The organism is Amycolatopsis echigonensis, from assembly GCF_002846615.1.
Taxonomy (GTDB): domain Bacteria; phylum Actinomycetota; class Actinomycetes; order Mycobacteriales; family Pseudonocardiaceae; genus Amycolatopsis; species Amycolatopsis echigonensis.
In genome coordinates this window covers 6,685,045-6,708,008 of the sequence record NZ_PJMY01000003.1, presented here as the reverse complement: position 1 = coordinate 6,708,008, position 22,964 = coordinate 6,685,045, and the positions used below count along the sequence as shown (strand labels likewise).

At 71.2% G+C, this 22,964-nt stretch carries 19 protein-coding genes; 11 read left to right on the top strand and 8 right to left on the bottom strand.

Annotated features, from left to right (window positions below):
- Positions 1 to 4: 4 nt before the first annotated feature.
- Entirely contained in the window at positions 5 to 790 is a 786-nt protein-coding gene (locus ATK30_RS36755; RefSeq protein WP_101439357.1) for a DUF1684 domain-containing protein, read from the bottom strand.
- A gap of 92 nt (positions 791 to 882) precedes the next feature.
- Here ATK30_RS36755 and rnhA point away from each other — a divergent pair, with 92 nt between their 5' ends.
- The 3 genes from rnhA to ATK30_RS36740 all read left to right on the top strand — a co-directional run bounded on the left by rnhA (position 883) and on the right by ATK30_RS36740 (position 4,640).
- Positions 883 to 1,362, top strand: a complete 480-nt coding sequence (gene rnhA / locus ATK30_RS36750) for a ribonuclease HI (RefSeq protein ID WP_101439356.1) — start codon at positions 883 to 885, stop codon at positions 1,360 to 1,362.
- Between the two features lie 103 nt (positions 1,363 to 1,465).
- Positions 1,466 to 1,840, top strand: coding sequence for a YchJ family protein (locus ATK30_RS36745; protein ID WP_101439355.1), 375 nt, complete (start codon positions 1,466 to 1,468; stop codon positions 1,838 to 1,840).
- A gap of 160 nt (positions 1,841 to 2,000) precedes the next feature.
- Positions 2,001 to 4,640, top strand: a complete 2,640-nt coding sequence (locus ATK30_RS36740) for a glycoside hydrolase family 2 protein (protein WP_101439354.1) — start codon at positions 2,001 to 2,003, stop codon at positions 4,638 to 4,640.
- Between the two features lie 27 nt (positions 4,641 to 4,667).
- Here ATK30_RS36740 and ATK30_RS36735 read toward each other — a convergent pair whose 3' ends face one another.
- Positions 4,668 to 6,077 carry a carboxylesterase/lipase family protein gene (locus ATK30_RS36735; protein ID WP_101439353.1) on the bottom strand — a complete coding sequence of 470 codons (1,410 nt, stop codon included), beginning with the start codon at positions 6,075 to 6,077 and terminating at the stop codon, positions 4,668 to 4,670.
- 59 nt (positions 6,078 to 6,136) lie between these two features.
- Here ATK30_RS36735 and ATK30_RS36730 point away from each other — a divergent pair, with 59 nt between their 5' ends.
- The gene (locus ATK30_RS36730) at positions 6,137 to 8,014 is read left to right on the top strand and encodes a Na+/H+ antiporter (RefSeq protein ID WP_244194837.1); all 1,878 of its coding nucleotides are present in this window, start codon (positions 6,137 to 6,139) and stop codon (positions 8,012 to 8,014) included.
- Positions 8,015 to 8,036: 22 nt separating this feature from the next.
- Complete coding sequence (locus ATK30_RS36725; protein ID WP_101439352.1) at positions 8,037 to 8,723, top strand: histidine phosphatase family protein; 687 nt, start codon at positions 8,037 to 8,039, stop codon at positions 8,721 to 8,723.
- On the opposite strand, the gene ATK30_RS36720 is transcribed toward ATK30_RS36725, so the two are convergent.
- The 3 genes from ATK30_RS36720 to ATK30_RS36710 form a co-directional block, all read right to left on the bottom strand.
- Positions 8,699 to 9,469: an ABC transporter permease gene (locus tag ATK30_RS36720; RefSeq protein ID WP_101439351.1), complete on the bottom strand. Its 771-nt coding sequence runs from the start codon at positions 9,467 to 9,469 to the stop codon at positions 8,699 to 8,701. The genes ATK30_RS36725 and ATK30_RS36720 overlap by 25 nt on opposite strands.
- 241 nt (positions 9,470 to 9,710) lie before the next feature.
- On the bottom strand, positions 9,711 to 10,190 hold the full coding sequence (locus ATK30_RS36715; protein WP_101439350.1) for an MmpS family transport accessory protein: 480 nt from the start codon (positions 10,188 to 10,190) through the stop codon (positions 9,711 to 9,713).
- A 198-nt stretch (positions 10,191 to 10,388) separates the two neighbouring features.
- Positions 10,389 to 10,787 carry an NUDIX hydrolase gene (locus ATK30_RS36710; protein WP_101439349.1) on the bottom strand — a complete coding sequence of 133 codons (399 nt, stop codon included), beginning with the start codon at positions 10,785 to 10,787 and terminating at the stop codon, positions 10,389 to 10,391.
- 38 nt (positions 10,788 to 10,825) lie between these two features.
- Here ATK30_RS36710 and ATK30_RS36705 point away from each other — a divergent pair, with 38 nt between their 5' ends.
- A complete protein-coding gene (locus tag ATK30_RS36705; RefSeq protein WP_101439348.1) occupies positions 10,826 to 11,623 on the top strand; it encodes an AraC family transcriptional regulator in 798 nt (265 codons plus the stop codon).
- Between the two features lies 1 nt (position 11,624).
- On the opposite strand, the gene ATK30_RS36700 is transcribed toward ATK30_RS36705, so the two are convergent.
- Positions 11,625 to 13,103: an FGGY-family carbohydrate kinase gene (locus ATK30_RS36700; protein ID WP_101439347.1), complete on the bottom strand. Its 1,479-nt coding sequence runs from the start codon at positions 13,101 to 13,103 to the stop codon at positions 11,625 to 11,627.
- Positions 13,104 to 13,196: 93 nt separating this feature from the next.
- Between ATK30_RS36700 and ATK30_RS36695 the strand changes: the two genes are divergently transcribed.
- The 3 genes from ATK30_RS36695 (at position 13,197) to ATK30_RS36685 (ending at position 15,872) form a co-directional block, all read left to right on the top strand.
- A complete protein-coding gene (locus ATK30_RS36695; RefSeq protein ID WP_101439346.1) occupies positions 13,197 to 14,174 on the top strand; it encodes a LacI family DNA-binding transcriptional regulator in 978 nt (325 codons plus the stop codon).
- A 370-nt stretch (positions 14,175 to 14,544) separates the two neighbouring features.
- The gene (locus ATK30_RS36690; protein WP_101439345.1) at positions 14,545 to 15,126 is read left to right on the top strand and encodes a DNA-binding protein; all 582 of its coding nucleotides are present in this window, start codon (positions 14,545 to 14,547) and stop codon (positions 15,124 to 15,126) included.
- An 89-nt stretch (positions 15,127 to 15,215) separates the two neighbouring features.
- A complete protein-coding gene (locus tag ATK30_RS36685) occupies positions 15,216 to 15,872 on the top strand; it encodes an RES family NAD+ phosphorylase (protein WP_101439344.1) in 657 nt (218 codons plus the stop codon).
- Here ATK30_RS36685 and ATK30_RS36680 read toward each other — a convergent pair.
- Both ATK30_RS36680 and ATK30_RS36675 read right to left on the bottom strand, forming a co-directional pair.
- Positions 15,865 to 17,793, bottom strand: a complete 1,929-nt coding sequence (locus tag ATK30_RS36680; protein WP_101439343.1) for a S9 family peptidase — start codon at positions 17,791 to 17,793, stop codon at positions 15,865 to 15,867. The two genes, ATK30_RS36685 and ATK30_RS36680, sit on opposite strands and share 8 nt — an antisense overlap.
- Positions 17,794 to 17,831: 38 nt before the next feature.
- The gene (locus ATK30_RS36675; RefSeq protein WP_101439342.1) at positions 17,832 to 18,800 is read right to left on the bottom strand and encodes a TerC family protein; all 969 of its coding nucleotides are present in this window, start codon (positions 18,798 to 18,800) and stop codon (positions 17,832 to 17,834) included.
- A 353-nt stretch (positions 18,801 to 19,153) separates the two neighbouring features.
- Here ATK30_RS36675 and ATK30_RS36670 point away from each other — a divergent pair, with 353 nt between their 5' ends.
- Positions 19,154 to 22,021 carry an alpha/beta fold hydrolase gene (locus ATK30_RS36670; protein WP_101439341.1) on the top strand — a complete coding sequence of 956 codons (2,868 nt, stop codon included), beginning with the start codon at positions 19,154 to 19,156 and terminating at the stop codon, positions 22,019 to 22,021.
- Complete coding sequence (locus ATK30_RS36665; RefSeq protein ID WP_101439340.1) at positions 22,018 to 22,956, top strand: ABC transporter permease; 939 nt, start codon at positions 22,018 to 22,020, stop codon at positions 22,954 to 22,956. Before ATK30_RS36670 ends, ATK30_RS36665 begins: the two co-directional genes overlap by 4 nt.
- Positions 22,957 to 22,964 lie beyond the last annotated feature (8 nt).

The window sequence follows — 22,964 nt, the reverse complement described above, 5'->3', positions numbered from 1 at the left end:
CGCCTCACCGCCTCTCGTAAGGAATCTTCTCCCCCGCCTCCACCGCGAACGGCAGGTGATTCCCCTCGGGCGGCAACGGGCACGTCGCGAAGTCCGTGAACGCGCACGGCAAGTTCACCGCCCGGTTGAAGTCCAGCGTCACGGTCCCGTCGGCCGCGGCTTCGCCGACCGGCAGGGAACGGTTGGCGGCATAAGTAGTCACGCCGCTGGTCGCGTCTGTGAAAAGAATGTTGTACCCGCCGGTCTTCCCATTGAACGCAGTGAGTGCGTACTCGGTCCCATCGCGTTCGAAGACCACCCGGCCAGGCGCGGTGTAGACATGCGACAGCCCTTCCACGACCGCACCCACAGTCGTCGGCTGCGGCTCGTCGAACGGCTCGAACCGGCCAGTCAGCACCCAAGCCGGGTCGGGTTCGTACGCGGGGACGCCGTGGAAGGCTTGCAGCACAGGCGCTTTCGGGTCGTGCACGCGGATCAAATAGCCCGACCGGCGCGCGATCTCGATTTCCACCGAACCGGCCGTCACCCGGGTGCCCGCGCCGCTGTTCACCAGCTCGAACCGGCGGACATCAGTCAGCAGAGTGCCTTCATGCCGCAACTCCCCGCCAGCGGGATCGACGTAAGCGGCTTCGGCGTCCTGCCACCATCGGCCGGGAATCCCGGGGTACGTCCGCGGCGCGTTCTCGAGCCAGTCGAGCGACACCAGCGCCAGCCAGCCGTACGGATCGGCCAGCGTCTTTTCCCGCTCCGCCTTCCAGTCCCGCCACGCCTGCGCGAACTCCACCGCCATGTCCGGCTCCCTTCCGTCCGTGTCCTCCGCACAACACCCGGCCCGGCAGGGCATTCCGGCTCCCAGCACGTGAGAACGGTAAGGTCGCCCGGGTGGCGGAGCAGACCGAACAAGCGGTGGAGATCTACACCGACGGCGCGTGCAGCGGCAACCCCGGACCGGGCGGCTGGGGCGCGCTGCTGCGCTACGGCAAGCACGAGCGCGAGCTGTACGGAGCCGAGGACACCGTCACCACCAACAACCGCATGGAGCTGATGGCTCCGATCCGCGCGCTGGAAAGCCTCACCCGCACGTCCGTGGTGCGGATCTACACCGACAGCACCTACGTCCGCAACGGCATCCTCCAGTGGATGCCCCGCTGGAAGAAGAACGGCTGGCAGACGCAGGCGAAGCAGCCGGTCAAGAACGCCGACCTCTGGCAGCGCCTCGACACCGCCTGCCAGCAGCACGAGGTCGAGTGGCTGTGGGTCAAGGGCCACGCCGGGCTTCCGGAGAACGAGCGCGCGGACAAGCTCGCGGTCAAGGGATCGCAGGAAGCCGCCGCGGCCGGGGTGCGCCGGGCGCGCGGCTGAGCCGTGCGGAGAAGTTCGGCGTGAAGCCGGGCAGAGCCGAGGACGCCGGGCAGATCGCCGCCTGGGTGCGGCGGGCTCTCGCGCTGGAGACAGAATCAGCGGCGTGACGAACCCTTGCCCGTGCGGGCTGCCCGAGCCCTACGCCGACTGCTGCGGCCGGTTCCACCGCGGCGACCAGCACGCCCCGACGGCCGAGCGGCTGATGCGGTCCCGGTACTGCGCGTTCGCCGTCGGAGAGCCCGGCTACCTGCTCGAGACCTGGCATCCGGACACCCGGCCGAAGCGGCTGCGGCTCGATCCCGCGCAGGAATGGACCCGGCTGGAGATCCTCGGCCGGACCGGCGGCTCGCTGCTGCAGAACGAGGGCACCGTCGAGTTCCGCGCGCATTACCGCTGCCGGGGCCGGGACGACTCGCAGCACGAGAACAGCCGGTTCGTCCGCGAGGACGGGCGCTGGTACTACGTCGACGCCCTCTAGCCGGAACCACCGGGAAAAATCGGGCGAAAAGACCCCGTCGAGGTCTGTTCCCGGACGCTCCGGGCGGCTACGATCACCGGCAATCGTTAAGGAACTTTACTAACAATCGCCGCCGCCAGGAGCCCGAGGAGGACCGCTCGTGACCCCACGCCGGCCAAGAATGCCCGGACGGCTGTTCGCAGTCGCCGCCCTGACCGCGGCGCTGATCCCCGGCGTCGCCGGAGCCGCTTCGGCCGGGCCGGAGCCCGGCCAGGCCGCGATCCCCGGTTATCTCATCCAGTCCTCGGCCAAGGTGCCCGACGACGCCTCGGTGTCGAAGCCCGGCTTCGACGCGAAGGGCTGGTACCCGGTCGGCTCGCAGTCGACGGTGTACGCCGGGCTGCTCGCCAACGGCCGCTACTCCGACCCGTTCTACTCCACGAACATGAAGAACGTGCCGGCCGGCGACTTCAAGGTTCCGTGGTGGTACCGCGCCGACATCAAGGTCGCGGACCCGGCGCAGCGCACCTATCTCGACGTCAGCGGCGTGCTGTCCAAGGCCGACGTCTGGGTCAACGGGACGCGCGTCGCGACCAAGGACGAGGTCAACGGGCCCTACACCCGGCATGACCTCGACGTCACCAAGCAGGTCCACGCGGGCGTCAACAGCGTCGCGTTCAAGGTCTACCCGAACGACCCGAACAACGACCTGTCGATGGGCTGGATCGACTGGGCGCAGACCCCGCCGGACCAGAACATGGGCCTCGCCCGCGAGGTCGTCGTCCGGCACAGCGGGCCGGTGGCGCTCCGCGGCGCGCACGTCGTCACGAAGCTGAACGTGCCCGCGCTCGACCACGCCGACCTCACGGCGAAGGCCGACGTCCGCAACGACTCCGACGCGCCGGTCCGCACGACAGTGTCCGGCACCGTCGCGGGCAAGCCGGTGAGCCAGGACGTTTCCCTTGCCGCGCACGAAAAGAAGACCGTCACCTTCCCGGTGATCGGCATCGACCAGCCGCCGGTGTGGTGGCCGGCCGGAATGGGCGGGCAGCCGATGCAGCAGCTGGACCTGACCGCGAGCGTCGGCGGGACCACGTCGGACGCGAGCCACTCCAGCTTCGGCATCCGGGACGTCAAGGCTCCGCTCAACTCCAGCGGCGGGCGGCAGTACGTCGTCAACGGCAAGCCGCTGATGATCAAGGGCGGCGGCTGGTCCCCCGACCTGCTGCTGCGCTGGGACGCGGGCCGGGCGGCGGACAAGCTCGCCTACGTCAAGAACCTCGGCCTCAACACGGTGCGGCTCGAGGGCCACATCGAGCCCGACGCGTTCTTCGACCTCGCGGACCGGATGGGCGTGCTGACCATGCCCGGCTGGGAATGCTGCGACAAGTGGGAAGGCCAGGTCAACGGCGACGAAAAGGGTGAGCCCTGGACCGAGGCGGACTACCCGATCGCCAGGGCTTCGATGACCGCGGAGGCGCAGCGGCTGCGCGACCACCCGAGCGTGCTGTCCTTCCACATCGGCAGCGACTTCGCGCCGGACGCGCGGATCGAAAAGGGTTACCTCGACGCGCTGTCGGCGGCGGACTGGCCCGCGGCGGTGATCTCCGCGGCCTCGGCCAAGGCGTCGCCGAAGCTCGGCCCGTCCGGGATGAAGATGAACGGCCCGTACGACTACGTCCCGCCGAACTACTGGTACGACAAGGCGCACAAGGACGCGGGCGGCGCGTGGAACTTCAACTCCGAGACGAGCGCCGGGCCGGACATCCCGACGATGGACACGCTCAAGCGGATGATGACGCCCGCCGAGCTGGACACGCTCTGGAAGAACCCGGCCGCGCCGCAGTACCACCGCTCCGAATCGGAGACGTTCGCCAACCTGAAGATCTTCGGCGACGCGCTGGCCGGCCGCTACGGCAAGCCGGCGAGCCTGGACGATTTCGTCCGCAAGGCGCAGCTGGCGCAGTACGAGAACGTCCGCGCGGAGTTCGAATCGCACTCCCGCAACTTCACCGACGCGAAGGATCCGTCGACCGGGCTCATCTACTGGATGCTCAACAGCGGCTGGACGTCGCTGCACTGGCAGCTGTTCGACGCCTATCTCGACCAGAACGGCTCCTACTTCGGCGCCAAGAAGGCGAACGAGCCGCTGCACATCCAGTACTCGTACGACACCCGCTCGGCCGAGGTGGTCAACTCCACCACGACTAAAGCGTCCGGCCTGACCGCCACCGTCGAGCTGTACAACACCGACGGAACGAAGAAGTTCTCGAAGACCAAGAAGGACCTGTCGGTCAACGGCGGCGGCGCGCACGCGAAGGCGCTCGACATCGGTTCGGTCGGCGGGCTTTCGTCCACTTACCTGGCGAAGCTGGTGCTCACCGATTCGGCGGGCAAGGAGGTCAGCCGGAACGTGTACTGGCTGTCCACCAAGGACGACAAGCTCGACTGGAGCAAGTCGGACTGGTACTACACGCCGACCTCCTCGTACGCCGACCTGTCCGGGCTGTCGAAGCTGGGCGCGGCGAAGGTGGCCACCGCGGCGACCTCCGCACCGGGTCCGGACGGCACGACAGTCACCACGGTGAAGCTCACCAACACCTCGTCGGGCAAGACCCCGGCGTTCATGGTGGACACGCACGTGGTGGACAGCGCGGGCACGCCGGTCCTTCCGGTGTCCTGGTCGGACAATCAGGTCAGCCTGTGGCCGGGCGAATCGGTGACGCTCACCGCCGCCTACCGCACGGCCGACCTGCACGGTTCGGCTCCGTCGGTGCGGGTCGCGGGCTGGAACACCGGCACGCAGACCGTCCGCGGCTGAGCAGGCGGGACCAGCGGGCCCGGCCCGCTAGTCCCACAGCCGCCGCTGCTTCCGATCCGGATCGGACACGGTCGTGCTGACGTCGTCGAACAGCCGGGTCACCCGGTCTTCCGGCGCGTACGGGTCCCAGCCCGGATCGCCGGTCGCCACGAACCGGACCCACGTTTCGAACATCTCCTTCGCCATCGCCCGCAGCCGCTCCGGATCGGGGCGGGCGATGGCGAACAGGAAACGCCAGTTCGGGTTGCGGACATCGTCGAACACGAACGGCAGGTCGACCCCGTGCGCCGCGCCGAGGCCCCGCCCGCGCGGCGCGATCCGCCAGTCCAGCCGGTACATCCAGGCCGTGCCGCCCGCCGCGTGCTGGGCCTCGGCGAGCCGGATCGCCGGCAGCCACCAGTCCCCCGCCGTGCGGACGCGGTTCACCAGCTGGTCGTCCGGCCAGTCCGGCAGCAGGTCCCGGTACGCCTCGGTCATCCGGGCGATGTCGTCCGGTTCGAGCATCGTCGAGCCGGCGCCGAGCAGTTTCGCGCCGCCGGTTTGCAGCCAGGAGAACAGATCCTGCTCATCCGCGGTGGTTCCGGCGAGGATCCGGACCTCCCGCGCGCCGCCGTCCGCCACCGCTTCGCCGGGCCGCCGCGGCAGAAGATCCCCGTCGACCACCACCCGGTACGGCACGAGCGTGCCGAGCTGAGCCGTGACCCGTTGCTGCGCGGTCAGAATCTCCGTGACCGGCAGCCTGGACAGATCCGCGTTTCCCAGCTCGGCCAGCACCGCCTCGCCGACAGCTTCCGCCTCGGCAGGGGTGTGCACGACGGAACCCACGCCGGTGCCGCTCTGCACGATCGCCTGGCTGAACAGCCCGCGCGCGGCGGGAACCGCCAGCAACGTCCCCACGGTGCGGCCGCCATTGGACTGTCCGGCGAGCGTGACGCGGCGAGGGTCGCCGCCGAACGCAGCCACGTTGTCGCGGACCCATTCCAGCGCCAGCACTTGGTCGTGCAGCGAGAGATTCCCGTCGGAAACCCCGGGCAGCCGGAGCAGGCCGAGCACCCCGAGCCGATACCCGACGGTCACGACGACCACGCCGTTGCGGGCGTACGCGGACGCGTCGAACTGATGCGGAGCGCCCATCACCCCGCCGCCGCCGTGGATCCACACGAGCACCGGGTACGAGCCGGGCGCTTCGGGTGCGTAGACGTTGACGTACAGGCAGTCCTCGTCGCCGACGAAGCGTTTCCCGGTCACGTCGGGCTGCGGAGCTTTGCCCGCGAACTCCGTCGCGTCGCGCACCCCGGTCCAGGAAGCGACCGGCACCGGCGGCCGGAACCGCAACTCCCCCACCGGCGGCTCCGCGAACGGGACCCCCAGGAAAAACCCGACTCCGTCCCGCACCTCGCCGCGGACGGCACCGGCCCGCGTCTCCACCGTCGTCACGACCGCAGCCTAACGCCGGTCCGTGCGCACGCTCCGAGGCCGCGGGTGATGATTGTGCGGTGGAAATCGCAGCGGAACTGGTGGCGCTGGTCCTGACGGTCCTCCTGGTGACCGTCGTCGCGCGCCGGATGGACTGGTCCGCGCCGCTGTGCCTGGTCGCGGTCGGCGTCGCGGTGTCGTTCGTCCCCGGAGTGCCGCAGTACGAACTGGACCCGGAAGTCGTCCTCATCGGACTCCTGCCGCCGTTGCTGTACTCGGCGTCGATCCAGACGTCGCTGATCGCGTTCCGCAAGCTTCGCGGGCCGATCGCGCTGCTGTCGGTCGGGCTCGTCGTGTTCACGGCGTTCGGCGTCGGGCTGGTCGCCTGGCTGGTCGTGCCGGGATTGCCGCTGGCCGCCGGGATCGCGCTGGGCGCGATCGTCGCGCCGCCGGACGCGGTGGCGGCGAGCGTGGTCGCGCGGCGGGTCGGGATGCCGCGCAAGCTCGTCCGGCTGCTGGAGGGCGAAAGCCTCTTCAACGACGCCGCCGCGCTCGTCGCGCTGCGCACCGCGATCGCGGCGATCGCCGGAGCGGTCAGCCTCTGGCAGGTCGGTCTCGACTTCCTCCTCGCGGCCGTCGGCGGGATCGTCGTCGGCTTCCTCGTCGGGCTGATCGTCACGTACGTGCGGGCGAAGCTGGAGGACACGATCACCGACACCGCGCTGTCGTTCGCGGTGCCCTTCGCGGCGTACCTGCTCGCTGAAGCGGTGCACGGATCCGGTGTGCTGGCGGTGGTCGTCACCGGGCTCATCCAGGGGCACCAGACGCCGCGGATCCAGTCCGGGCCGTCGCGGCTGGCGAGCAGGCTGAACTGGGAGACCGTCCAGTTCCTGCTGGAGAACATGGTCTTCCTGCTGATCGGCCTGCAGGTGCGGAGAATCCTGCACGAGGTCGGCAAGAGCGGGCTGACGCTGTGGCAGCTCGCCGGGATCTGCGCCGCGGTGCTCGCCGCGACGATCCTGACCCGCATGCTGTGGATGGCCGGGATCGGCGTGGTGAAACGCGTCCTGAAGACGCTGGGCTTCCAGCGAGGCAAGGTGTGGCCGTGGCGCTATTCGGCGGTGATCGCGTGGGCCGGGATGCGCGGCGTGGTCACGCTCGCCGCGGCGTTCGTGCTGCCCGCGGACACCCCGCAGCGCGCGGTGCTCGTGCTGGCCGCCTTCGTGGTGGTGGCCGGGACGCTCGTGGTGCAGGGCATGACGCTGCCGCCGCTGATCCGGCGGCTGCGGCTGCCCCGTCCGGACCCGGCGGAGGACGCGCTGCAGGAAGCCGCCGTGCTGCACGACATGACCCGGGCCGCGCTCGCGAAACTCGAGGAACTGCGCCGTCCGGAAGATCCGCCCGAGGTGATCGAGCGGCTGCGCGACCGGTTGCAGGGCCGCTCCGACGCCGCGTGGGAACAGCTCGGCAGGCAGAGCACGCTCGCCGAAACCCCGAGCGACGCCTACCGCCGGCTTCGCGTCCAGCTACTGGAAACCGAACGCGAACAGTTCCTGAGCGCGCGCGACCGGGGAACCGCCGACGACGCGGTGCTGCGCCGCGTGCTCGCCCGGCTCGACATCGAAGAGTCGATGCTCGACCGCGACGACGAGGAACCGCCGGTGGCCGAACGCGAGCTCAGCACCCCCGCCGCCACGGCCGGTTCGTGCAAGCACCTCGACCACGAATGGCCGGCGCAGGAGCCCAGTTCCCGGGACTCCTGCGCCGAATGCCTCGAGGCCGGGCTGACCTGGGTGCACCTGCGGATGTGCCTCAAGTGCGGGCACGTCGCCTGCTGCGACTCGTCGCCGGGCAAGCACGCCTCGCAGCATTTCCACGAGACCCGGCATCCGGTGATGCGCAGCTTCGAGCCGGGCGAGACGTGGCGGTGGTGCTTCGTGGACAAGCAACTCGGGTGAGCCGACCGGTTAGGGTCGGGGCATGAGCACGCCCGAACAGGAAGTCGAGTACCGCCAGCACCGCTTCAGCCCGCCTTCGGGCGCCACGGAAATTTTCCTGGTGCGCCACGGGGAATCGATGCCGCAACGGCTCAGCGAGCCGTTCGATCTCGTCGACGGCCAGGCCGACCCGGACCTCGCGCCGGAAGGCCGCGACCACGCCGCGCGCGTGGGCGAGCGGCTGGCGTCGGAACGCATCGAAGCGCTGTACGTGACCACATTGCGGCGCACCGCGCAGACCGCGGCGCCGCTGGCGGAAAAGCTCGGCCTCACCCCGGTCGTCGAGCCGGATCTGCGCGAGATCCACCTCGGCGAATGGGAAAACGGGCTGTTCCGCAAGCACACCGCCGAGGGGCATCCGCTGGCCCAGAAGCTGTGGGAAGAACAGCGGTGGGACGTCCTGCCCGGCGCGGAATCCGACGAAGCGTTCGGCCGGCGGATCCGGGCCGCGCTCACGCGCATCGCCGCGGCGCATCCGGACCAGCGAGTCGCGGTGTTCACCCACGGCGGCGTGATCGGCGAGGCGTTCGCCCAGGCGAGCCGCGCGCTGGAACGGTTCGCGTTCCTCGGCGCGGACAACGGATCGATCTCCCACCTCGTGGTGCACGGCGACAACTGGCTGATCCGCGGCTTCAACGACCGCTCTCACCTGGCCGCCCCGCTCGGCTGAGCCGGCTCGTCGCGGCGGATCGATCCCGCCGCGACGAGCTGCACCGTCACCAGCACGGCGATCGCCTCCGCGGCCAGGAGGCCGATCAGCACCAGCACCTGCGTCGTACCGGCCTGAAGCGGGCTCGCCCCGCCCAGCAGGACGCCGACGTACGCGCCCGGCAAGGTCACCAGGCCGACCGTCCGGGTCTGGTCGAGCGCTGGGATCAACGCGTGTCCCGCCGACGGACGGCAGATCTCCAGCGCGGCGTGCCTCGGCAGAAATCCCAGCGCGAGCGCGGCTTCGTACTCGCCGCGGCGTTGCTTGAGTTCGTCGAGCGCGCGGCGGGCCGCCTGCGAGGTCGCGGTCATCGACCCGCCGATCACGATTCCCGCGACCGGCACGACGGAGATCGGCTTCGCCGGAACGACGCCGGAACCGAGCACCAGCCCCAGCACCGGGACAACGCCGGACGCCAGCGACAGCGCGACCCACCCGATCCGCCGCGGCACCCCGATCCGGCTGGCGGACGTCGCGGCGGCGATGGAGAACATCGCGAGGACGAACAGTCCGGTCAGCCAGTCCGAACGCAGGATGACCGTGATGACCAGGGAGACGAGCGCGAGCTGAGCGACGGCGCGGACGGCCGCGACGACCACCGCCCGGCCCTGCCCGAGCTGCCCGAACCGGACGACGGCCGCCCCCGCGAGCGTCAGCACCGCGAGCACGGCGATCAGCGCGGGCCCGAATCCGATCGCACCGTTCACGGTGGTGATCCTGCCGCAGGCAGGGACTCGGCGCGGTGAGCCGGGCCCTCCTCCGTGCCCAGCGCTGAGGTTTTCTCTGCGGGCAGGCGTGCGATGCCTCGAGAGCGGAGCCCATGCGGGCCCGCCTCTTCAGCCAGTGCTCCGCACCGACCCGGCGAGCAGCACGACAGCGAATCCGCCGCTAACGCGCTGCTGAGAACCCACGCGCGGCTTTGGATGCGGCGCTGGAGGGGCGCCCAGGTCAGGCGCTGCAGCTGAGCTGCCGCCCCTCCCCCGCCACCGATTTCTCGGCGACCACGTGCCCGTCCACCCGGATCCGGCACAGCAGCGCCCCGGTGCTCTGCGCGACCAGGCTGCTGAACACCGGCTGCTCGGCGGCGGTCGTCCGCTGCACCGTCACCGACCAGGGCAGCCGCACCTCGGCCTGTTGTTCGAGGTCGCCGCCGGCCGCGACGTAGGTGAGGTTGCGCGCCACGTCCTCGCCGGTCAGTTCGTAGACGACCGTGCGGGTCACCTCGCGCGCGATCGCCGGTTCGACGGTCACCGACGGCACCGACGCGGCCGGAGCGGGCCGGTCCGGGGTCGCTTTCGGCATGACGTACCACGCGACGGCGACCGCGACGGCGATGACGCCGACCACGACCACCCCGCTTCCGAGCGGCCGCAGCCTGCCCGGTTCCCCCCGAACCGCCGTGGGCCGGGTCGCGCCAGGAACACCCATGGAGAGGTCTTCTCTTCTCGAGCGCACTTCCCGCGAGTGCGACGTCTGGTTCTTCGCCGGACCGTTACACGGCGTTAGCCAACCCGAGAAAATTGACTTCTTTTCACCCTGACGGGGGTAACCGGCGTTCGCTCACGGGCACGGTCACCACGCACGATGGCGACGACGCTCGCGCACGCCCCAGGTGACGCAGGGTGATCAGTCGACGAGCCCCGCTTCGGACAGCATCCGCAGCACGCGCTGTCCGGCGGGCGGGCAGGCGGCGGCGTCCGCGGCGCGCAGCCAGGCGGCCTCGGCGATCTCCGCCGACGGCTCCGGTTCGCCGGTGTGGTCGGCGGTGTAGCAGGTCATCCGGACGCGGCGGCCGTCGGCGAAACCGTCGGCCTGCTCGTCGAGGAGCGCGAAGAACCGGAAGCTGAGCGGGTCGAGCGCGACGCCCAGTTCCTCGCGGATCTCCCGGCACAAACCCTCGACGTCGCCCTCGCCGGGTTCGCGCTTGCCGCCGGGGAGATAGAACTTTTCCTTGCCGGTCGTGCGGACGGACAGCAGCCGACGGTCCCGTACGTGGACCCAGGCCAAGGCATCGATCGGGGTCATGGAGGCATTCTGTCGTACCCGCGAGGCATGATCGCGGGGTGTACTCGGAAAGCCCGCCGCCGCACTCGCTGCGCCGCCTCGTGCGGTGCCGCTGGGAATCGGCGGAGCCCGGCCCGAAGCGGATCGTCCCCGACGGGTGCGTGGACCTCGTCGCCGATGCCGGCCAGGTGTTCGTGGCCGGGCCGGACACGACGGCGTGGACGTCGGTCTTCCCGCCCGGCACGCGGCTGCGCGGCCTGCGCTTCCAGCCGGGAGCGGCAGCGGCGATGCTCGGCGTGGGCGCGGACGAACTGCGCGACAGCCGGGTCTCGCTGACGGACCTCTGGAACCACCGCGGCGCGACCCTCGCCGACGAGATCCTCAGCGGCCGCGATCTCGCCGACGCGATGGCCGACGTCGCGGCGGCCCGGGCGGCTGCCGCGGACCCGGTAGTGGAGCGGATGCTGGCGCAGTTAGCCGCCGAGATTCCCGTCCGAGGGGAGTCTCGTTCTCCCCGGCAACCGGCGCGCTCGGGCACGCAAGCCGCAGCGCGTTCGGCCGCACTGGACGTGCGACCGGCACGGCGTCAGGCCAACGCCGACGGCCCCTCGGCGTGGCATCCGGCAAAAGCAGACCGAAGCGAACGCCAGGCGCGCCGCTTGTTCACCCTCGCGGTCGGCTACGGACCGGCCACCTACCGCCGCGTCCTGCGCTTCCAACGAGCCGTCGCACTGGCACCCGCCACGGCGACGCTCGCCGACCTGGCCGTCGCCGCGGGGTACGCCGATCAACCGCACCTCACCCGCGAATGCCGGGCCCTCACCGGCCTCACCCCGGGCGCCTACTTCGCCCGGTAACTCATTCCGCCGCCAAATCTTGTTGTCGCGCAAGGAAATGCGCGACGTCGATCGTCGCCGGATACAGCGCACGGTAGTGCTCGTAGAACTCGTCGTACCGATCCGCCCGGGCCGGATCCGGCTCGATCACCTCGGCCACCGGGTTCCACGCCTCGATGTCCGGCTCCAGCCCGACCGCCACCGCCGCCAAATACGCGTCCCCGAAGCACGCGCCCACCGTTTCCGTCGGGAGATGCTGCGGCGTGCGCGTCACGTCGCTCACGATCCCCGTCCACACCCGCCCCTGGGTGCCGCCGCCGACCGCGACCAACCGGCGCGCGGGCGCACCCATCGCGGAGAGGTTGTGCCGCACCCCGTAAGCCGTTCCTTCCAACGCCGCGCGGTACAGCTCCGCCCGGCCGTGCGAGGTGGTCAGCCCGGCGATCACCCCGCGTGCCAACGGATCCGGCAGCGGAGTCCGCTCGCCCGCGAAGTACGGCAGCATCACAAGTCCGCGGCTTCCGGCCGGAACCTGACCGGCCGAGGCGACGAGTTCGGCGAAGTCGCCGTCGAAGAGTTCCCGCAGCCAGTCGGTGATCGCGCCGGACGTCGCCATTCCCGCGGCCAGCGAGTAGCTGCCCGGCACCACCCCGCGCGTCGCCCACAATCCGGGCACCGGGCGAGCCTCGGCGACAGCCTGGACGAGGAACATCGTGGTGCCGTACATGACCATCGTGTCGCCGGGGTCGCGCACTCCGGCGCTGGTCGCTTCGGCCCACGCGTCGATCGTGCCGCAGGTGACCGGCAATCCGGCCGGCAGTCCGGTTTCAGCGGCGGCCTGAGCGGTGACCGTCCCGGCCACCTCGGTCGGCCAGGCGAGCCGCGGCAAATCGATCCCGGGCGCGACGAGCGCGGCCCAGTCCTCCGCCCAGCCGCCCGCGCGCAGGTCGTACATCGGGTCGCACTGGCTGGCCGAATGGTGGTCGAGCACGTATTCGCCGGTCAGCCGCCGCACGAGGTACGAACTCGCCATCAGGAACTGGCGGGCCCGCGCGGCGACGTCCGGCTCGTGCCGGTACAGCCACCGCCACTTCGGGCCGACCGCCTGGCTCGACAGCGCGCTCCCGCAGCGCTCCACAATGGACTCTTCGCCGAGTTCGGCGGTCAGCTCGGCGATTTCCGCGCCGGCCCGGGTGTCCACGCCGTACAGGATCGCCGGGCGCAGCGGGCGGCCGTCGGCGTCGGCGGGCAGCAGCACCGGGCCGATGCCGCTCACCGCGAGACCGGCGGGTTTCCGCCCGCCGGCCAGCAATTCGCGCACCAGCTCGGCGAACGCGGCCCACCACACCGTTTCGGCGTCGTGCTCGAACCAGCCGGGCCGCGGGCGGGAGGTGCTGTGCGGGCGGGCGGCGCGCGCCAGTACAGTGCCGTCCGCACCCACGAGGACGCCTTTAGAGCTGGACGTGCCGATGTCGATGCCGAGCAACGGGCCCGGTTGCATCGCCGCACCCCCGGTAAGCTGACGGTAAACGATTACCCGGGACGGTATTCTGCGGTCTCCGGGGTGTCAAGGAAGCCAGGACGAGGAGGCTCGGTGGCCACGATCAGCGACGTCGCCGCCAGGGCAGGCGTCTCGACCGCCACGGTGTCGCGGACCCTGAACGGGAAGTCCACAGTGGACCCCGAGCTGGCCGCCCGGGTGCTCGAGGCGGCCGAGGAACTCGGCTACCACCCGAACGGACTGGCCCGCAATCTGCGCCGCCAGGAGACCGCGGTGCTCGCGCTGATCATCTCCGACGTCGAGAACCCGTTCTTCACCTCGATCGCGCGCGGGGTCGAGGATCTCGCGCAGGTGTCGGGGTATTCGGTGGTGCTCTGCAATTCCGACGAGAACGAGGACAAGGAACGCCGGTACCTCGACGTCGCGCTGCAGGAACGCGTCGCGGGCGTGCTGCTGTCCCCCACCGGCCCGGCCACGAACGTCACCCGGCTGCGCCGGCTCGGCACGCCGGTGGTCGCGGTCGACCGGCCGCTTCCCGGCACCGACTGCGACCAGGTGCTCGTCGACACCCGCCGCGCCGCCCGGCAGGCGACCCGCCATCTCGTCGCGAACGGCTACCGGCGGGTGGCGTGCCTGAGCGGGCCGTCCGGCGTGCGCACCGCCGACGACCGGCTGTCCGGCTACCTCGACGCGGTCGGCGAGGAGAACGCGATCTACCGCCGCGCCGAATACCGCGCGGAAGGCGCGCGCCGCGCCGCCGGGGACCTGCTGGACCAGCCGGCGCCGCCGGACGCGCTGCTGGTCGCCAACAGCACGATGGCGATCGGGGTCCTGGAGGCGCTCGCGGCGCGGAAGCTGCGGGCCGGGCGCGACATCGGCATCGTCTCGTTCGACGACGCCCCGTGGACGACCTTGATCGACCCGCCGCTGACCGTCGTGGCGCAGCCGGCGTACGAGATCGGCCGGGTCGCCGCGCAACTGCTGCTGGCCCGCATCGCCGACAGCACCCGCGAGCCGGTCACCACGACTCTCGACGCGCAGCTGATCGACCGGCAGAGCTCGCACCGCTGAAGCCCGCGCGCGGCGAGATCCGGCGCGCACGCCGGGTGCGGAGGGAAACGACGTGCCTGGCGGCCCGGCGGAGATCCGCCGGGCCGCCAGGCACGCCCCACCCCCTGTCCCCCCAGCGTCCGCCGCGGACGACGGAGCACGGGCCGCACCCGAGGGCGGGAAACCGATTACTCGCTCGCAACGTAAATCGGCGGCCCGGGAGTGTCAAGCACTCGAAAGCCTGGACAAGCCACCCGGTGCGGGGCAGACTGTCCCGAACTCGCCTACAGCGCGTGTTGACTTCTGTGCGATGCGTGTCGATCTTTGGTGAATTCACCCACAAAAAGGCGAGAAACCGCACGAACCCGCACACACGCGCTAGTCTGAGCGTATGTCGATAGCGCTGGAGAACGTTCTCGCAAGAGCCGGCCTCAAAGCCGACGCGAACGAGTTTCTCACGCTCGTGGAGGACGCGGCCCGCAGGCTGTCGCCGCCCAACCCCGACCCCTCGCACTACTTCTCCCCCGACCAGCGGGCCGCGCTCACCGACGCGGGCCTCGACCTGAGCCCGCGCGACGAAAGCGAACCGGACTTCCGCGCGCGCACCGTCGCCGCGCACGCCGTGCTCGCCGATTCCGCGCTGTCGGTCGGCCAGGCCGCCGAGATGCTCAACGTCGACGACAGCCGGATCCGGCACCGCCTCAAGGAAGGCAGGCTCACCGGCTGGAAGGATCAGGGCTGGCGGCTGCCCGCGTGGCAGTTCAACGGCGCGGGCGTGCTGCCCGGTCTCGAAACCGTGCTGCGCGCCGTTCCCGAGGACCAGCCGGCGCTGGTCGTCGCCGCGTTCATGAACACCCCGCAGTCCGACCTGGTGATCAGCGACCGGCCGGCCACGCCGCGGCAGTGGCTGCTCGCCGGCGGCGACCCCGAGCAGGTGGCCCGGCTCGTCGCCACCCTCGGCTCGCCGTTCTGACCCGCTGACCTTCCCGCCTGCGCACCGCCGCGCCCGCCGCGGCGCAGGCCCGCCCCCTGCCCCGACACAGGACGGACAACCTCCCCCGCATGGCCCGGCTCCCCTCGCCTCCGGCGCGGTCGGCTCTGGTCAAGGGGCTGGACCGCAGCCACGACGTGGTTTCGGTGCAGCCCGAGACCCGGCTGGTCCGCATCTTCACCGCGCACGGCAACCATCCGCAGCAGTGGAACACCTTCCGCTACACCGGCCCGCTCCCGCACGGCCGGTTCGACCAGCAGACGCCCGGCCGGGGCGGCCGTCCGGTCACCGACCCGGGCAACGGCGTGCTCTATTTCGGGCTGACCGTGCGCACGAGCGTCGCCGAGGTGTTCCAGACGACCTCGACGGTGGACCGCACGACGCGCGGGCCCCGGCTGGTCGTGGTGCGCCCGACGCGGGTGCTGCGGCTGCTCGACCTCACCGGGCTGTGGCCGACCCGGGTCGGCGCGTCGCAGGAGATCTCCAGCGGCCCGAAGAAGATCACCCAGGCGTGGGCGCGGGCGATCCGCGGCGCGATGCCGGACCTCGACGGGCTCTGGTACCGCTCGTCCATGGACGCGGGCAAGCCCTCGGTGTGCCTGTGGGACCCGCCCGCGGGCGCGGCGCTGCCGATCGCCCCGGACGTCCTGCTTCCGCTGGACCATCCGGGGCTCGACGTGCCGCTCGGGCGCGTGTGCGAGGAGCTGAACTACACGCTGCTCAGCTGAGGTGCCGGGTCCACCAGGCCAGCGCCGCCTCGAACCGCTGCACCCGGTGCCGCGGCTTGCCCGAGCGCGTCAGCTCGTGTCCTTCGCCGGGGAACAGCAGGAATTCCGTCTCGACGCCGGCCTGGCGCAGCGCCACGAACTGCCGCTGCGCCTGCTCCAGCGGGCACCGCCAGTCCTGTTCGGAATGCACGACGGCGAACGGGATCCGCACGTCCGCGGCGTAGCTGAGCGGGCTGCGGCGACGCTGTTCCTCCGGGTCCGCACCGACGTAGCCCTCGGTGAAGTAGTAGCCGATGTCGGAGCTGCCGGCGAAGGAATCCCACGCGTTCACGGCGCGCTCGCTCCACGCCGCGCGGAACCGGTCCGGGTGTTTCGCGGCGACCCAGCTCGTCATGAACCCGCCGTAGGAACCGCCCATGATCCCGGTCCGCGACGAGTCGAGATCCGGCCGCTCCAGCGCCTTGTCGAGCAGCGCGAGCACGTCGTCGACATCGACGGTGCCCAGGTTGTGCACGACGGAAGTGCCGTGCGATTGCCCGTATCCGGCCGAACCGCGCGGGTTGCCGAGCACGACCGCGAAACCGGCTGACGCGTACACCTGCGCCTCGTCGAACACCGTCCATTCCTGCTGGGCGAACGGTCCGCCGTGCACTACGCGCAGCACCGGATGCGGCCCTTCGCCCTCCGGAAGCACGAGCCAGCCGTGCACCGGGTAGCCGTCCGGCGCGGTCGTTTCGAGTTCCACGACCTCGCAAAGACCCTTGTCCCGCAACGGCTTCGAGTAATCGGTGAGCACGCGCGGACCGTCGGAGCCCAGGACCACCAACTCGCCCGCGGTGTCCAAACCGGCCACTACCGCGACGACGGTTTCGCCGTCCGCCGCGAATCCGTGGACCGCCGAGTGCCCCGCGTGCAGCACGCGCAAGTCGTCGAGTTTCGCGCCTTCGGCGTCCGCCGGGATCGCCCGCAGCTCCACCGCACCGCGGTTGCGCACGGCGACCAGGACCTCGTCGCCGAGCGGAATCGCCGGGCCGGAGCCGGGCTCGAGGTCCACCGTCTCGACATCGGTCAGCCGCCGCGGTTTCCCGTCCGGCACGACTGCGTACAGACCGGCGTTGGAAGCGACGACCACACCGTCCTCATGGGACGTGCCGATGAAGTACAGCGTGCCGTCCGGCGCGTACACCGGCTGATCGGCGTAACCGGCGCACGCGGCGAGCACTTCGGGTTCGCCGCCGTCGACCGGGAACGCGACGAGGTCGTGCTCGCGCGTTTCCGTCCGGTCGAAGTCATGCGGCACGGTCACGACGACGCGCTCGCCGTCCGGCGTCCAGACCGGCTGGCTGACGCTGTAGTCGCGCGGGGTCACCGCCTCCGGCTCGCTGTCTTCGAACGTGTCGAGCACGAACAGCCGCTTCGGCCGGTCGCGCAGGAAGCCGATGTTGTCGATCCGGTAGTCGAGCCGCTTGATCAACCGCGGCGCTTCGGCGGCGGGCTCCGGTGTGCGCTCGTCGGCGTCCTCGGTGCCGTAGCGGCCCGGCTCGGGGTCCCGCGCGGTGAAGGCGAGCCAGCGCGAATCCGGGGCCCACACCGGCGCGTCCGCGCCGAGGTGCAGCGAGGTGAGCCTCCGGGATTCGCCGCCGCCGACCGGCATCACGTGCACCTGCGGGCTGCCCTCGGCACCCTTGCCGTCGCCCGCGCGCAGGAACGCGACCCACCGGCCGTCCGGCGAGATCGCCGGCGAGGAGTCGCGCGGACCGTGCGTCCACGGCGTTTCGCCGCCGGAGAGCGAGATCCGCCGGATCGTGCTGCGGTACTGGTCGGTTTCCAGGTCGGGACTGCTCACCGCGGCGAGCAGGAGGTCACCGCGCAGCGCGGGACGGCCGGGGACGGCGAGGACTTCGATGTCGGCAGGACGCATGCCGACGACCGTACCCGATCCTTAGCAAGGCAAACGACCTATTTGGCCTCGACCGCCCGCCGTTCGTCGCGCTTGGCCTTGGCCAGGCTCAGCACCGTGGTGACGGTCAGGACCACGACGATGACCCCGAGGGACATCCAGTTGCTGATGTCGAGCCAGTCCGGCGCGAGGTGGTACTCGTGCAGCGCGTGCACCACCAGTTTCGCGCCGATGAAGGCGAGGATCACCGCGAGGCCGTAGCTGAGGTACACGAGCTTCGTGACCAGCCCGCCGAGCAGGAAGTACAGCTGCCGCAGGCCCATCAGCGCGAACGCGTTGGCGGTGAAGACGAGGAACGCCTCCTGGGTGATGCCGAAGATCGCCGGGATGGAGTCCACCGCGAACAGCAGGTCGGCCGAGCCGATCGCGACGATCACCAGCAGCATCGGCGTGATCTTCCGCTTGCCGCCTTCCTTCACCAGGTACTTGTGGCCGCGGTAGTCGTCGGTGACCGGGAACAGCTTGCGCACCCAGCGGGTGAGCGCGTTCTCGTGGTACTCCTCCTCGCCGCCGCCGTTGCCGCGCAGCATGCTGATCGCGGTCCAGACCAGCACCGCGCCGAAGACGAAGAACACCCACACGAACTGGTTGATCAGCGCCGCGCCGACCGCGATGAACACGCTGCGCATGCCGAGCGCGAGCAGGATGCCGACCAGCAGCACGCGGTGCTGGTGGATCGCGGGCACCTTGAACGAGGCCATGACGACCATGAAGATGAAGAGGTTGTCGACGCTCAGCGAGTACTCGGTGATGTACCCGGTGAAGAACTGGACCCCGGGATCGTGCCCGGCGAAGATCCAGACGCCGGCTCCGAACAGGACGGCGCACGCGATGTAGAAGATCACCCAGCGCGCGGCCTCGCCGGTGGTCACCTCGTGCGGCTTGTGGTCGACGATCATCAGGTCCACGGCGATCAGCGCGAGCAGCCCGCCGACTGTCGCGAACCACAGCCACAGGGGGACAGTCATCTCAGAAACCTCCGGATAGTGCGCAGCAGCAACTAACCGGAGGTCTCTCCCGCCGGTGCGAAACCGGCCGACGGTGCCGGGGACCTCGGCGAATGACTCACCGGATCACCGTGCTGACGACACCGCCGCGAAGGAATACTCCCCTCACAGCGCGTTCAGTCTGCCGGTTACGGGCTGCGAACGCCAGCCGAGGTTGCTCAAGTCACCGTATTGATGGCGTCGGCTCCGCCGCCGCGCGCGGGATCGCTTTCAGCCGATCCCGCGGTGCTGGTTCCGGTGCGAGAGAACCACCACCATCAAATCCATGTGAGGTCGTGTGCGCGTTCTCAGCGAAACCGTCATAACGTCGCGTCGTGCCCCGAATCCCGCTTCCCCGCACCCGCGGCTCCCGGCTCGCCGCCGTCGCCGCCGTGGTGCTGGTCGCCGCGGCCGCGGCGACCGTCTGGGCGACCCGCGACCGCGGTCCCGCACCGGTCCGGACCCAGGACGCCTTCGTCTCGATGCCCGCCGGACCCGGTTCCCCCGATCAGGTCCGGATCGACACCACGACCTACTACCCCGAACACACGCCCGCGCCCGCGGTGCTGCTCGCGCACGGCTTCGGCGGCGACAAGTCCAGTGTGGACCCGCAGGCGCGCGAGCTGGCCCAGCGCGGGTTCGTGGTGCTCGCCTGGTCCGCGCGCGGATTCGGGCGCAGCACCGGCAAAATCGGGCTGAACGATCCCGACGGCGAGGTCGCCGACGCGCGCCGGCTGGTCGACCGGCTGGCCGCGAGCCACGACGTGGCGACCGGCTCCGACGGCGCGCCCGAGATCGGAGTGACCGGGGCGTCCTACGGCGGTTCGCTGTCGCTGCTGCTCGCCGGGACCGATCACCGGGTGCGCGCGCTCGCGCCGGTGATCACCTACAACGACCTCGGCCAGGCTCTCGTGCCGAACGCCGCGGCCGCGACCGCTCCGTCGGCGAAAACTCCGGCGGCCGGCGCGTTCTCCCCGGACGGCGTCTTCAAGAAGAGCTGGGCGGGCATCTTCTTCTCCGCCGGTTCGGGTGCGGCCGCGGCGAGCACGCCCTCTACCGAAGCACCCGAGGCGGGGCAGCCCACCAGCGACACCGGCGGCACGGCCGGGAACAGCGGAGGCACCGCACCGCAAGCCGCCGCGCCGTCAGCCGCGGCACGGGCTGAGCGGCCGTCGGCGGATCCGTGCGGCCGGTTCACCGCGGCGGTGTGCAAGGCGTACGAGGAACTCGCGACCACCGGCAAGGCCAGCCCGGAGACGGTCGCGCTCCTGCACCGCGTCTCCCCCTCGTCGGTCACCGGCAAGATCACCGCGCCGACGCTGCTCGTGCAGGGCGAGAGCGACACGTTGTTCGGGCTCGACCAATCCGACGCCACCGCGCGGCAGATCACCGCGGCGGGCGGCTCGGTGCGCACGATCTGGTACACCGGCGGCCACGACGGCGGCGTCCCCGGACCGCAGCTGCGCGCGAAGATCGGCGACTTCCTGTGGTCGTCGCTCACCGGCCAGGGCGACCCCGGCCACGGATTCAGCTACGACGTCCAGGGAACGTTGCGCGCCAACGGAACCCCGTCGGTGCGGACGGTCAACGCCGCCGCGTACCCCGGGCTCGCCGGTGCCGGAACCGAGCGGAAACAGGTGGCCCTCACCGGTCCGGCGCAGCCGATCGTCCGGCCCGCCGGAGCGAATCCGGCCGCGGTGAGCGGGATTCCCGGGCTCAACGGCCTCGCGTCCGGCACCTCCCGGCTGGCTCCCCTGTTCTCCAGCGACCCGCCTGGGCAGGCCGCGCAATTCGGCACCGCCCCGTTCGACAGCCAGCTCGTCCTGTCCGGTTCGAGCACGGTCCGGCTGCAGGTCGCGACCGACCCGGCGCATCCGCAGCCGGAAGCGGTGCTGTTCGCGAAGCTGTACGACGTCGGCCAGGACGGCACCCGCGTGCTGCCCGCGAACACGGTTGCGCCGTTCCGGGTCACCGGGCTGCCCGCGGACGGCATGCCGGTCGACGTCACGGTGACGCTGCCGGGTGTCGTGCGGCCGATCGACTCCGGGCATTCGCTGCGGCTCGTTGTGGGCACGACGGACCAGGCGTACTCGGTGCCGACGCAGCCTGCGGTGTTCCGGGTCGGGCTCGCGCCCGGCGCCGCGCTCGCCGTTCCGGTGGTGCCCGGCGCGTCGGTCGGCGCTCCCCTGCCGGTCGGGCAGCTGATCGGCATCGGCGCGACGCTGCTGGTCGCGATCGCGGTCGTCGTGATCGCGGCGATCCGGCGCCGCCGGGCACACGACGTCGACCCGGAACTCGCCGGCACCCCGCTGGTGATCAAGGGACTGCGCAAGCAGTACGCGGGCGGGTTCACCGCCGTGGCGGACCTGTCGTTCCGCGTCGAACCGGGGCAGGTGCTCGGCCTGCTCGGCCCCAACGGCGCGGGCAAGACGACCACGCTGCGGATGCTGATGGGCCTGATCACGCCGACCGCGGGCGAGATCCGCGTGTTCGGTCACCGGATCACGCCGGGCGCGCCGGTGCTGTCGCGGATCGGGTCGTTCGTCGAGGGCTCCGGCTTCCTGCCGCATCTGTCCGGCAAGGCGAACCTCGAGCTGTACTGGGCGGCGACCGGGCGGCCGGCCGAGAAGGCGCATTTCACCGAGGCGCTGGAGATCGCCGGGCTCGGCGACGCCGTGCACCGGCGGGTGAAGACCTACAGCCAGGGCATGCGGCAGCGGCTCGCGATCGCGCAGGCGATGCTCGGGCTGCCGGAGCTGATGGTGCTCGACGAACCGACCAACGGGCTCGACCCGCCGCAGATCCACCAGATGCGGGAAGTCCTGCAGCGCTACGCCGCCACCGGGCGCACCGTCGTCGTCTCGAGCCACCTCCTGGCCGAGGTCGAGCAGACGTGTTCGCACGTGGTGGTCATGCACCGCGGAAGGCTCGTGGCCTCGGGCGAGGTCGGCGAACTGGCGGCCTCGAGCGGCGAGGCCACGTTCCGGGTCGGCGACCCGGCGGCGGCCGCGGCGACGCTCAAGAGCGTCGGCGGGGTGTCGGACGTCGAGACCGAGGGCGACCTGGTGCACGCGAATCTCGACGGGCTTCCGCGCGCCGACGCGGTCGCGGCGCTCGTGCGCGCCGGGGTCGCGGTGGAGCAGGCCGGGCCGCGCCGCCGGCTCGAAGACGCGTTCCTGCAGCTGGTGGGAGAGGATTCATGAGCGAGGGCAACGGTTCCGGCGGGGTGCACACCGATCCGGCCGCACTGCAGGAACTGAGCGACCTGGCCACCGCGGAACCGGCCGAGGTCGGTCCGGACGGCGCGGTCGCGGGCTACCGGGCCGACCGGACGCTGCGGCTGGGCGTGGAGCTGAAACGGCAGCTGCGCCGCAGGCGGACCCAGCTGGTGCTGGCGTTCGTCGCGGTGCTGCCGTTCATCCTGGTGGTGGCGTTCCAGATCGGGCAGTCCAGTCCGAACCGCCGCTCCGGCGGGTTCGTGGACCTGGCGACGGCGAGCGCGCCGAACTTCGTGGTGCTCGCGTTCTTCGTGTCCGGCACGTTCCTGCTGCCGATGATCGTCGCGCTGTTCTTCGGCGACACGATCGCGAGCGAATCGTCGTGGTCGAGCCTGAAGTACCTGCTGGCGATCCCGGTGCCGCGGCACCGGCTGCTGCGGCAGAAGGCCGCGGTGTCCGGGCTGCTGTCAATCGCCGCGCTGGTGCTGCTGCCGGTGGTTTCGCTGCTGGTCGGCATCATCTGGTACGGCGCGGGCGACGCGATCAGCCCGACCGGCGACGCGGTCGGCTTCGGCGACAGCCTGCTCGCGCTGCTGATGTCCACTGTGTACATCGTGGTGCAGCTGGCCTGGGTCGCCGGGCTCGCGCTGCTGCTGAGCGTGTCGACGGACGCGCCGCTGGGCGCGGTCGGCGGGACGGTGCTGGTGGCGATCCTGTCGCAGATCCTCGACCAGATCACCGCGCTGGGCGGGTTGCGGAACTACCTGCCGACGCACTACTCGTTCGCCTGGCTCGACTTGATCTCCACCGACATCGACTGGACGAACCTGGCCAGCGGGGTGCTGTCGTCGGTCCTCTACACGACGGTCTTCCTGCTGCTGGCCGGCCGCCGGTTCGCACGCAAGGACGTCACCAGCTGAGCCCGGAT

What these genes read in the sequence shown, in the direction of transcription:
- ATK30_RS36755 (WP_101439357.1), bottom strand. Translation starts at nt 790, where the DNA reads ATGGCGGTGGAGTTCGCGCAGGCGTGGCGGGACTGGAAGGCGGAGCGG.
- ATK30_RS36740 (WP_101439354.1), top strand. Translation starts at nt 2,001, where the DNA reads ATGCCCGGACGGCTGTTCGCAGTCGCCGCCCTGACCGCGGCGCTGATC.
- ATK30_RS36725 (WP_101439352.1), top strand. Translation starts at nt 8,037, where the DNA reads ATGAGCACGCCCGAACAGGAAGTCGAGTACCGCCAGCACCGCTTCAGC.
- ATK30_RS36715 (WP_101439350.1), bottom strand. Translation starts at nt 10,190, where the DNA reads ATGGGTGTTCCTGGCGCGACCCGGCCCACGGCGGTTCGGGGGGAACCG.
- ATK30_RS36710 (WP_101439349.1), bottom strand. Translation starts at nt 10,787, where the DNA reads ATGACCCCGATCGATGCCTTGGCCTGGGTCCACGTACGGGACCGTCGG.
- ATK30_RS36700 (WP_101439347.1), bottom strand. Translation starts at nt 13,103, where the DNA reads ATGCAACCGGGCCCGTTGCTCGGCATCGACATCGGCACGTCCAGCTCT.
- ATK30_RS36690 (WP_101439345.1), top strand. Translation starts at nt 14,545, where the DNA reads ATGTCGATAGCGCTGGAGAACGTTCTCGCAAGAGCCGGCCTCAAAGCC.
- ATK30_RS36685 (WP_101439344.1), top strand. Translation starts at nt 15,216, where the DNA reads ATGGCCCGGCTCCCCTCGCCTCCGGCGCGGTCGGCTCTGGTCAAGGGG.
- ATK30_RS36680 (WP_101439343.1), bottom strand. Translation starts at nt 17,793, where the DNA reads ATGCGTCCTGCCGACATCGAAGTCCTCGCCGTCCCCGGCCGTCCCGCG.
- ATK30_RS36675 (WP_101439342.1), bottom strand. Translation starts at nt 18,800, where the DNA reads ATGACTGTCCCCCTGTGGCTGTGGTTCGCGACAGTCGGCGGGCTGCTC.
- ATK30_RS36665 (WP_101439340.1), top strand. Translation starts at nt 22,018, where the DNA reads ATGAGCGAGGGCAACGGTTCCGGCGGGGTGCACACCGATCCGGCCGCA.